The organism is Kitasatospora sp. NPDC007106 (assembly GCF_040634455.1).
Taxonomy (GTDB): domain Bacteria; phylum Actinomycetota; class Actinomycetes; order Streptomycetales; family Streptomycetaceae; genus Kitasatospora; species Kitasatospora arboriphila.
Genome location: NZ_JBEYFP010000168.1, coordinates 1 through 10,733, shown reverse-complemented (window position 1 = coordinate 10,733; position 10,733 = coordinate 1). Strand labels below are relative to the sequence as shown.

At 73.0% G+C, this 10,733-nt stretch carries 6 protein-coding genes and 1 pseudogene; 1 reads left to right on the top strand and 6 read right to left on the bottom strand.

The annotated features are described in order from the left end of the window. Nucleotides 1-24 precede the first annotated feature (24 nt). The 6 genes from ABZ641_RS16195 to ABZ641_RS16170 form a co-directional block, all read right to left on the bottom strand. Nucleotides 25-1,974 (bottom strand): SUKH-4 family immunity protein, encoded by a 1,950-nt coding sequence (locus tag ABZ641_RS16195; protein ID WP_359982407.1) that lies wholly within the window; start codon nt 1,972-1,974, stop codon nt 25-27. Between the two features lie 43 nt (nt 1,975-2,017). After that, nucleotides 2,018-2,305 (bottom strand): hypothetical protein, encoded by a 288-nt coding sequence (locus ABZ641_RS16190; RefSeq protein WP_359982404.1) that lies wholly within the window; start codon nt 2,303-2,305, stop codon nt 2,018-2,020. Between the two features lie 94 nt (nt 2,306-2,399). Then, nucleotides 2,400-2,708, bottom strand: a complete 309-nt coding sequence (locus ABZ641_RS16185) for a hypothetical protein (RefSeq protein ID WP_344627776.1) — start codon at nt 2,706-2,708, stop codon at nt 2,400-2,402. 13 nt (nt 2,709-2,721) lie between these two features. Next, entirely contained in the window at nt 2,722-4,521 is a 1,800-nt protein-coding gene (locus ABZ641_RS16180) for an ATP-binding protein (protein WP_359982402.1), read from the bottom strand. A 65-nt stretch (nt 4,522-4,586) separates the two neighbouring features. Then, nucleotides 4,587-6,527, bottom strand: a complete 1,941-nt coding sequence (locus tag ABZ641_RS16175; RefSeq protein ID WP_359982400.1) for an SUKH-4 family immunity protein — start codon at nt 6,525-6,527, stop codon at nt 4,587-4,589. 9 nt (nt 6,528-6,536) lie between these two features. Then, complete coding sequence (locus ABZ641_RS16170; RefSeq protein ID WP_359982398.1) at nt 6,537-9,161, bottom strand: toxin glutamine deamidase domain-containing protein; 2,625 nt, start codon at nt 9,159-9,161, stop codon at nt 6,537-6,539. A 1,168-nt stretch (nt 9,162-10,329) separates the two neighbouring features. On the opposite strand from ABZ641_RS16170, the pseudogene ABZ641_RS16165 reads away from it, so the two are divergent. Beyond that, a pseudogene (locus ABZ641_RS16165) lies at nt 10,330-10,733 on the top strand (hypothetical protein); the annotation flags it as partial.

Below are 10,733 nucleotides of genomic sequence, written 5' to 3'. Positions count from 1 at the left end.
GGTCACTGCCGGGCGGTGGGGGCTCTATTCGGGAGCCTCCTGCCACAGGTCGAGCAGGGTCGGCGCGAAGTACTTCTGCTCCCAGAACCCGGCCTCGGCGGCGGCCGGATCGATGGCGCGGATCCAGCTGAGGACGTCTTCCTCCAGGTTGAGGGAGTCGTCCACACCGAGCAGGACGGGTACCAGCAGCACGGCCCGGTGCAGCATCACGACCCGGAGGAACTGCGGCAGTCCGCTGGCCATCAGGACGAGGTCGCGGTTCCAGTCCTCACCGAACACTTCGCCGGTGCGGCCGTCGAGCAGGATCGGCGAACCGAAGAACCGGCCGAGCCCGATCAGCAGTCCGGGGCGACCGTCCGCCGGAACCAGTCCACCTGGCGCGAGTGCGGGGGTCAGCAGTCCCGGATGATCCGCCACCGGCCAGCCCACCGTGCTTAGGAACTCCCTGGTGGCAAGGTGTTCGACCGCGGTCGGAAGCCGCTCGGGCGTCACCGGGTGGCATGCTCCGCGGCCGAACGCCCGGTCCTGCTCCAGTTCCTCCCGGGTGAGCGGCCCCGCGAAGGACACCTCCGGCCGGGGCCACTGCGCGCGGCCGCTGAGTGGACGGCCGTACCCTCCGCGCGGGAGCCTCGGCAGCCGGGCCATCAGGTCCTCGTGCACGACCGCGCCGAACAGCCCGCACCGTCCCATGAACACCCACAGCGTGCCGTCCGCCGGGTCCGAGGGCGTGCACTGCACGGCGTGCTCCACCGACTCCCCCACCCATGGCAGCTCGGCGACCGCCTCGTACTGGAGGCCGAGACCGGCGGAGCTCCACGCCCCGTCCGTGTGCAGGGCCGTGCGACCCGAAAGGTCCTTCTCCCGGGGGAGGACGTTCTCGTGCACCTCGGTGTCCACCCCGCCGAGCTTCTCGCCGGTGCGGATGTCCCACAGCTGCTCGAACACCGTGCCCCAGTCCTCCTGGGACTCACGCCGGGTGGCGACGGCCGGCCCGTCCGGACCGTTCACGAGGCAGAGTTCGTCCTGCGCGAGTTCCTCCGGCTGCCGGGACGCGTACCCGCTCGGCCACTGCCACCGGGACCACACCGTCCGCCACGGCAGCCGCACCCGGGTCGCCACCGCCTGCGCAGCCTCGCTCAACCTCCGCCCCACCAAAGCATGGTGGACCCAGGACAGCCACTCCTCGTGGCTCGCGGGCGCGGCCAGCCCCTCCAGCAGCAGGCAGTGCAGATCACCCGCGACCGTGCCCAGCGGCACACCCTCCGGGTACGCCAGCGACAGCCCCAGAGCAAGGCCGTACCACCCCGACTCCACCAGGAAATCCGGATCGGAGAGCCACTCCCCCAACTCCCCCGCCAACGCCGCATGCACCGGCCGTGCCGCATGCAGGTACCCGGCCGCAGCCGGCTCCTCCCGGAGCCCCAGCACGGCCCGGTGCACGGCACGCTGCTGGTCCGCCGACAGCGGGAAGCTGCGTCGTACCTCCCGGTGCACGTGGACGTCGGCGAAGCCGATGCCTCCGCCGTCCCGTACGAGCAACGGGTGCCGCTCCGCAGCCTCCTGGAGCTCCTCCTCGGCAACCGGCCCCGCCAGAGCCGCCACGACAGCCCGCCAGACGACGAGCGGCGAACGCCGCAGCTCCAGCGCACCCGAGGCCGCCAACAGCACCTGGTCGAGAGGACCTTGCGCGGTCACGCCTCCGGCCACCGGCCCGGGCCGGACGTCCGGGGCAACCTCGACGCCCACCCCCAGCACCGCCTTGGCCCGGCCCCGCGCCCACTGCCCGATCCGGCCGGGTTCGGCCGAACTGATCAACGGCCCTGCCGACCCGACGCCCTCCAGCCGCACACTCCAAGCCCCGCTCTCCCGCACCGCCCGCAGCGCCCGGGCCTGCACCTCATCCACGTGCAGCCCGCCGCAGTCCACGGTCACCGGCATGTCCACGGTGTTCTCCCCCCGTCCTTCCCCGGTCACCGGCTCACTCTGTCACGTGCCCACGACCCTGCCGGACGGGTCGTCAGTCCGGAGGCACCGGCACTTCGCCGGAGTCGAGGAAGAGGTAGTCGTACACCTTCCGGAGGTATGCGTAGAGTTCGTCGTCCGACTCGAAATCGACGAACGTCAGGTCGCAGTACTCGCCGTGCGACAACGGCCGCTTCTCCAGGACGTAGTCGAACATCCGGCGGAGATCGTCGGCCCAGTCCGCCCGCTTCACGTTGGCCAGAACGACGGGCATGTAGGCGTGGGCCGTCTCCACGTGAAGGTACTGCCGGATGAATCCGGTCGGGACCATCCTCACATCCATGACGGGTGCTCTCCTTCCGGGTCGGTCAGCAGGACGGCGTGCCGGCCTGCGACCGACCACCCGGAACGGCCCCGCATCGCTCTCGTGCCCGGCATCAGTCGGGCGGAAGCGGAACTTCGTCCGCGCCGAGGAAGAGGTACCGGTAGACCTTGCCGAGGTAGGCGTACAACTCGGCCTCGCTCTCGAAGTCGACCCAGGTCGTCTCGCAGTACTGCCCGACCGAGAGCTCCTTCGCCTCCAGGACCCGGGAGAACTCCCGCTTGATCGACTCCCCCCACTCCGGGGCGGAGGACGACAGTGTCGACCGAACCCGCGGGAGGTGGTGGAACGCCACCTCCACGTTCAGGTAGGTCTGGAGGAAGCCTGCGAGATCTCCCTTCTCCCCCGTCACGGCTCCGGTCACCGCCCGATCCGGCTCAGCTGCCGGGGATCTGCACGCGCAGCGCGCTCAGCCCCGTGCTGTCCGCCACCAGGACGATGCCGTCCGGCGTGACATCGGCCCCGGCGAGTGGAGCGGTCGCGGCGAAGACGGCCAGCTGCCCGCCCTCCGCCTGCCAGATGCGGAGGTAGTCGCCACCGACGCTCAGTCGCAGGGCGCCGGTCTCCCGGTCCTCGTCCGACGGCCGGACGAGCTGTTCCGGGTCGCCGTCCAGCGGCTCGCCGGTCTGCGCGTGATGGGCGACCAGCGGCTGTTCGCCTCCGGGCAGGTTGGCCACCACGGCCGGGGTGCCGTCCGGGCCCGCTGCGGCGGTGATCCCGGCGATCCCCGCCAGCGGCCTGTGCCAGAGCGTGCGCCAGGGCAGGTCGACACCGAACTCGGAGACGGACAGGCCGTCCTGTCGGCAGCCGTGCTCCAGCAGGCCCGCGATGGTGCGGGCATCGGCCTGGGTGCGGGTGAACAACGGGGCGAGGCGCAGCCAGGTCCGTCCGACGGCCGGCAGCTCTGCACCGGTACCGGTGAGGTGTTCGGCAGCGGCGCGGAGCACGACCTGGTCGGCGTGGACGAGGAATGCCGGGTCCGCCATCAGCTCCGGCAGGATGCCGCCCTCCAGCGCGTGCCGGACCAAGCCGGAACGGGTGTAGGCCGGCGCCTCGGACCACCGCCCGGGCCCCTCGGGGAGCCGGGCCAGCAGGGCGCTGGCCATCCTGCGGCTGCTCTCGCGAACGGTCGTGCCGAACCGCTCCCGCAGTTCGTCGGCCAGGGCCGGGTGCCGCAGCCGGACGGCGGGCTCCGAGCCGTCCGCATCGTCGTCTCCGTCGAGCAGGTCGAAGAAGGGGAGCAGGAGTGCCTGACCGTCGGCGAACGCCGAGGACAGGTCCTTGCCGGCCACCGCCGAGGCCAGCGGCTCCCACAGCGAGAACGGAAGGGAGGCTCCGGCGCCGGCGAGCGCCAGCGGGGCAAGCAGCCGGCGGAGCGTGAGCTCGTCGGTGCCGCAACGCTCGGCGTGCAGGTCGAGCGCGTCCCCCACCGTGGTGGGGAAGCCCACTGCCGGGCCGTCGGGCACGGCCAGCAGCGACCAGGCTGCCAGTTCCACGACCAGCGGCCCGCCCGCGTTCCGGGCGATCGCTTCGGCCGAATCCGGCAGGTCGACCATGGCGGCAGCCTGGAGCCGCAGTGCATCCGCGTCCGCCCAGGGCTCCTCGTCGAGGTCGATCACCAGGAGGTCCTCGGCGGGCAACCGCTCCGCCAGCCACTCGGCCTGCGCCCGGGGCACGTCGGTGAGCAGCCGGATCCCGGGCGCGAGCGCCAAGGGCAGCAGGACCTCCTGCGCGGCGCGGGCCGGACCGTCCAGCTCGCGGAGGACACCGGACCGGTCCACGTCGGCCACGACGACAGGGACGGGCCGCTCCTGCTCCTCGGCGAGCAGCGCGTACACGTCCTCGGTCCGATCCACGCCCAGCCCGAGCTCGTCGGCGATCAGCCACAGCAGCTGGGCCGGTGTCAGCCCGTCTGCCGCGATGACCGGCGGCGCCGGCAGGTCTGCCGGCGGCACGGTGTCCGGCTGGAGCGCATCGGTGTCGAGGAGCTTGCGGTACTCCGGGTCGCACAGCATCAGGAAGCCGGTCAGCAGCCGTGACCTGCCGCTCCCCGCGCTCCCAGTGATCAGCACCGTGGCCGGGGACGCCCCGTCGGCGAGCCACACCGCCAAGGCCCGGAGCGCGGGTGCCCTCCCGCCCAGGTGCGGGTGCGGCTGGTGGACTGGATGGGAGGTCACGGTCGGGGCTCCAGGGCTGCGTCGGTGCGAGGAGGTGGCTGCGGGTGGCGGTGGCGGTGGGGGCGCTATTCGGGAGCCTCCTGCCACAGGTCGAGCAGGGTCGGCGCGAAGTACTTCTGCTCCCAGAACCCGGCCTCGGCGGCGGCCGGATCGATCGTCCGGATCCAGCTGAGGACGTCTTCCTCCAGGTTGAGGGAGTCGTCCACACCGAGCAGGACGGGCACCTGCAGCACGGCACGGTGCAGCATCACGATCCGGAGGAACTGCGGCAACCCACTGGCGATCAGGACGAGTTCGCGGTTCCAGTCCTCGCCGAACACTTCGCCGGTACGGCCATCGAGCAGGATCGGCGAGCCGAAGAACCGGCCGAGCCCGGCCAGCAGCCCGGGGCGACCGTCCGCCGGAACCAGTCCACCAGGCGCGAGTTCGGAGGTCAGCAGTCCCGGATGATCCGCCGCCGGCCAGCCCACCTCGCCCAGGAACTCCCTGGTGGCACCGTGTTCGACCGCGGCCGGAAGCCGCTCGGGCGTCACCGGGTGGCATGCTCCGCGGCCGAACGCCCGGTCCTGTTCCAGTTCCTCCCGGCCGAGCGGCCCGTCGAAGGACACCTCCGGCCGGGGCCACCTCGCGCGGCCGCTGAGCGGGCTTCCGTGCTCACCGCGCGGGAACCTCGGCAACCGGGCCATCAGGTCCTCGTGCACCACCGCGCCGAACAGCCCGCACCGCCCCATGAACACCCACAATGCTCCGGCTGCGGGGTCCGGGGGTTCGCACAGGGCGGCGAAGGTGACCGACTCGCCCATCCACGGCAGCGCGGGCACCGAGAGGTCCCTCCACCGGCGAAGGGCCCACTCGCCGTTCACATGGCCGACGACGATCCCGGCGAGTGCCTGCTCCTGAGGAAGGATCCCGGTGTGCGGCTCCGTGCTCGGGCCACCGAGCGGCTCACCCGTCCTGGCGTCCCGGAGTTGCTCGTACACCGTACCGTCGCCGTCCCAGGGCTCGTGCCGGGTGGCGAGGGTCGGACCGTCGGGCCCGTGCACCAGCAGGATCCTGTCCTGCTCGGTCTCCGCGGGCGTCCGCGGCGCGTACCCGCTCGGCCATCGCCAGTGCGACCACAGCGTCTGCCACGGCAGCCGCACCCGGGTCGCCACCTCGTCCGCTGCGGCCGTGAAACCCCGTCCCACCAGTGTGTGGTGCACCCAGCTCAGCCACTCCTCGTGGCTCGCGGGCGCGGCCACCCCCTCCAGCAGCAGGCAGTGCAGATCACCCGCGACCGTGCCCAGCGGCACGCCCTCCGAATACGCCAGCGCCAGGCCCAGGCCCAGGCCGTACCACCCCGACTCCACCAGGAAATCCGGGTCTGTGAGCCATTCCCCCAACTCCCCGGCCAGCGCAGCATGCACCGGCCGTGCGGCGCCCATGTAGGCGGGCTCGTCCGACCGAAGGTTGAGCAGCGCCCGGTGGATCGCGCGCTGCTGCATACCGCTCAGCGGCAGCCGCGCCCGGATGTCCCGATGAGCCTCGCGCTCGACGAACCCGACCGTGCGGCCCTCCACCACGAGCTCCGGGCGGGAGGCCGCAAAACCCTCCAACTGCTCGACTGTAACTGGCCGTTCGACCAGAGCAGCCGCGAATGTCCGCCAGGTCTCCACGCCCGACCGCGGCAGCTCCAGCGCCGACGCAGCGGCGAGCCACAGCAACTCTTCCTGATCGACCGGAAGTTCGTGGCGCTCGACCGCCGGCCGAGTGCCACCCAACGGTGGGGCGAGAGTCACTGGTCGCCCGACCAGCCGCGAAATCTCCCGGCTGCCGCAGGACCTGATCCGTGCGGGCTCGTCCGAGCTCACCAGCGGGCCGGCGTCCTCGACCCGTTCCAGCCGCACCTTGGCGTCGGGACCAGCCTCGGCGGCCGCCCGCGCGGCTGCCACGATCACCGATTCGAGGCTGTGCCCGGCACAATCGACGGCAACGGAAACAGTCGCGGGCGACTCGTCGTTCGTCATGCGGCAATCCTATGCATCCGGCCCGCCGTCCCTCCGCATGGCGGCCCGCATCCACAGCACCTCGATGTTGCGCATGTACCAGCGGGTGTCGGCCTGCTGCTGCTTCCGGGCCTTCGTCGCCGTCATCGGGTCACCGGCGGCGTCCTTGGCCCCGTCGACCATCGGTCCGGCGCGGTACCCGATGCCGTAGCTGACATCCACCTTGCCCAGGGAGGAGGACCCGCGGATGTAGACCGAGCAGTCATTGCTGCCGCCGCCGAACCTAGAACCGCCGGACGAGTATCCGCACGGCTCCCGCTCGGTGTAGAGGTGCACAGGCTTGAACGGCTCTTTGCCGTCGGCGACCCGGGCTTTGTTCACCTCGTCGAAGTACTTGCCCACATGAGGTTCCGAGTGGTCCTGGTGCTCCTTCGCGGTGTTCGACGCCGAGCTGTCGACGATGTAACGGGTCTCCTTCTTTTCCGGATCCCAAACCTCCAGCACGGCGAAGTTCCGGCCGCTCATGTCCAGGGCGTTTTCGGTCCCGTTGGTCGTACGCCGGAAATGGTCAGCCCAGGTGGTGTCTGGTTCCCGGTCTCCGAAGCCGTTGTCGCCGCGCATCTCGTTGAAGATGCTCCGCGCGGGGCTCGACGGCTTCTCACCCCACATGTCGAACTTCTGGTGGAAGTGGGCACCCCACGAGCGTCCCACCGGTGGACGCGGAACGCTCGCGTCCGACCACTCGTAGCCGTCCGGTCGGCCGTCGAGCGCGTAGCCCACTGCGTTGCCCTGGTGGAAACTCACGTTCATCCGCGCCAGGACCGCGACCACGGCACCGCGTTCACTGGGGTCGAGCTGGCCGAATCCATCCAGCGCCTTGGAGAGCTCGCCGTGTGTGAACCCCTGCTGGGGGTTCGACCCGTCGAAGTCATTGCGCTTGGCAGCCTCGTCGAAGAGCCGCTGGACCGAGCCGTCGCGCTCCCAAGCTTCCAGGTTGGCGAACGCCTTGCCCAGATCGGTCTGGTGGACGTTCTGCTCGGTGCGCAGCGTCACCTGCGAAGGGTCCGGGTGCCGGCTGTGGTGTTCGTGCTTCTCGTCCTGCTCCGCGCCGAACTCCGCGCTGCCCTTGACCTCGTCCCGACGGTCGATCTTCGGCATGCCCTCGGCCTCGGGGTCGACCCCCTTCTTGGGCTTCTTGCCGGGCGGCCCGTCATCACCGTCCTGATCGAGATCGTGTTTGGTGCCCGCGACCTCCTCCGGGGCCCGACGGTCGGTCCGGGTGTGACCGGACTGGCCGGGGTCGGTGTGCGGGGTCGCGGGGCGGCGGTCCGGGCCCAGCGGGATCGCGAACACGCCGTGGTCACCGCTGTGGAGGGGCTGGTTGGAGCGGCGGCCGGTCTGGGCGTCGACGTAGGTGATCTTGCCGTTGTGGTTGACGGCGTTCCAGGCGTGGGCGCGGCCGTCCGCGTCGCGGGTGATGATGACGGCCTGCGAACCATGGCCCTCGCGGCGGAGGGTGTCCTCCAGTCGGCGATAGGCGTCCTTGCCGTCGCCCATGTCGGAGAACTTGGCACCGAGGGCGTTCTCGATGCGGTCGCGGCCGCCGCGCTCACCGCGGTCCGAGGGGTTGCCGTCCGCGTCGTGGTCGGGGGTGCGGGCAGCCGCCGGCGTCGGGTGGCCGGAGTAGGTGTCGACGGTGGCAAGCGCCACGTCGACGCAGTTGTTGTGGCGCCCGGGCGCGTCCGGGTCGCCGTTGATGGCGCGCGGCCAGTCGCCCTCCGGGTCGGGGTGCCGCTGCGGCTTGCCGTCGGCATCACGCGGGACGGAGTTCTCGACCCGCTCGCGGTCGTGGTGGCCCGGCTCGACCAGGCCGCCCGGGCTGCCGTGCGGACGGTCGGCGGTCGCCGGACGGTCCGGGTCGGCCGGCTTGTGGTCCGGGGTGTCGCCGTCGGCCGGCTTGTGGTCCGGGGTGGCGTGCTCGGGGTCGCGGTTCGGCGTAGGCCCGCCGTGGTCGTCGCGCCGGTCCGCCTCCGGGCGGTCTGCACGCGGGTCCGGGCGAGCGGGTGCGTCGTCCGGACGCTCCGCCCGAGGGTCCTGACGCGGAGCGCCGTCGGCCGGGCGGTCGGTACGCGGGTCGGGGCGGGTGGTCCCGTCCGGACGCGGAGGTGCCGAGGCCGGACGGTCGGCGGCCGGGCGGTCGGCACGCGGGTCCGGACGCGAGGTGGCGTCGGGACGCGGTGTGCCGGTCCGCGGGTCGGGACGGCCGGCGGTGGGCTGCTGGCCCAGGTTGGTGGGGCGGTCGGTGCGGTCCGGGCCCGGGTTGTTCCGCTGGCCGGGGACGGTGGGCCGGTCGGCGTCGGCAGGCCGGTTGCCGTTCGGGGTGCCGGTGGTGGGGCGGTCGGTACGCGGCGTGTTCGCGCTGCCCGTGCCGGGCGTCCCGGTGGTCGGCGGGACACTTGCGCCGGGGTTCACCGGGCCGGGGTTCTGGGACGGCTGGCCCGTGGACGGCGTTGCGGCGCTGTCCGGGGTGGGCGTACCGGGCGTATGGGTCGGCGGCGCATCGGCGACCGCGGTGGAGGCGGTGTGGACGGTCGCCCGGGGCGGCCCGTCCGAGGACGGCGCGCGGGAGGCGTCGCCGGCCGGGACGTGCGGCACCGAACCTGCATGCGGCGGCACCGCCGAACCGGAACGTTCCTGCTGCGGGGCGCCCTCCTCGGCCCGCGGGGTTGACTCGTGGCGCTGCGGCGGCGCCTCGTGCCCGGGGCGGCCGACCTCCGGACCGTTGTGGGACTGGGCCGTGGTACTCGCCGGGGCGTCCCCGCGCACCGGACCGTACGACGGAGACGGTCGCCCGTCGCCGCTGTGGGACGGGCTCCCGGACGGCTCGTCGCTACCGCGCACCGGACCGTAGGACGGAGCGGTGGTGTGTGCATCGGCAGAATGCGGCTGGGCCTGCTGGGCGTGCGCGGGCGTCGGACCGGCATCCGGGGACGGACGGGACGACGGGGAGCCGGCCTCGTGGCCCGGCGTCGGCGTGCGGGACGAATCGGGCGCGGTGTGGGCGGAGACCGGACCGGGCCGGTTGGCATCCGTACCCGCGTGCGACGGCGTGCCGTTGTCACCACCGTGGTGCGGACCGGCGGAAGGCGCCGCCTCGGACCGTCCGGCCGGCGTACCGCCGTGGGTCGGGGTCGACGCCGGAGCGGGCGAACCGTCCGACGCGGTGTGGGCGGAGACCGGACCGGGCCGAGTGGCGTCCCCACCCGGGTGCGAGGTGGTGCCGCTGTCACCGGCGTGGGGCGTGGCACCGTGGGCCGGGGCCGACGATCCGTCCCCGGTGTGCTGGGACGCAGGGGTCGGGGCAGGGGCGGGAGCGGGAGCGCTGTCGGGCGCCGGGTGCGCGGACGTCGGGCCGGGCCGGGTGGTGTCCGCGCCGGAGCGGTCCGCGGGGGCGTCGCCGTTGTGCGCGGGTCCGTCCGGAGAACCGTCGTGGGCAGAAGGGTTGGGCCGGCTGTCGGTACCGGTGTGCGCGGGCGGCGCGTCCGCACCGCGGCCGTCACCCGTAGCCGGCACCGGGCCGTCCGAGCCGGGCGCCGGACGGCTGTCCGTACCCGTGTGGGCGGGCGCAGCCGTGTCCGCGGCGGGGGCGGGCGCGGGGTCGGAGCTCAGTCGGGTGCCGAAGGGGTCGAGCGGTGTGGCGCTGCGGTGGTCGCTCGCGGGTGCCGGGGCCGGCGTCGGCCGGGGCGTGCTCTCGCTCCGGTTGCCGGCGCCGCCGTCACCGCTGTTCCCGTTGTCGGCCGAGGGAGTGTGGTCGGCACCGCCGTTGCCGGAGTCGCCGGACGAGTTGCGCGAGCCGCTCGGCGAGGATCCGGACGACGACCCCGACCCGTGCGAGCCCGACGTCCCGGTGCTGCCCGAGCCACCCGACGAACCCGCCGAGCCCGAGGAGCCTGACGAATCCGAGGAACCCGACGTGTGGGAGGACGAGTTGGTCGACGACGCGGAGTCCCCGCCGTTCCCGTCCCCGCCGTTTCCGCTCCCGTGCTCGCCGCCGCCCTCGTGGCCGCCGCTTTCGCCGTGTCCGGCCGCACGGTCCGCATGGTGCCGGGCGGCGCCGCCGGCCCGCGAACCCAGCCCGTCGCGCAGCGACTCCCCGAACGTCTGCTTCCAGTTCTCCGCGGAGGACTTCCCCTCCTCCCAGCCCTTCTTCACCGTCCGGCCGACGTC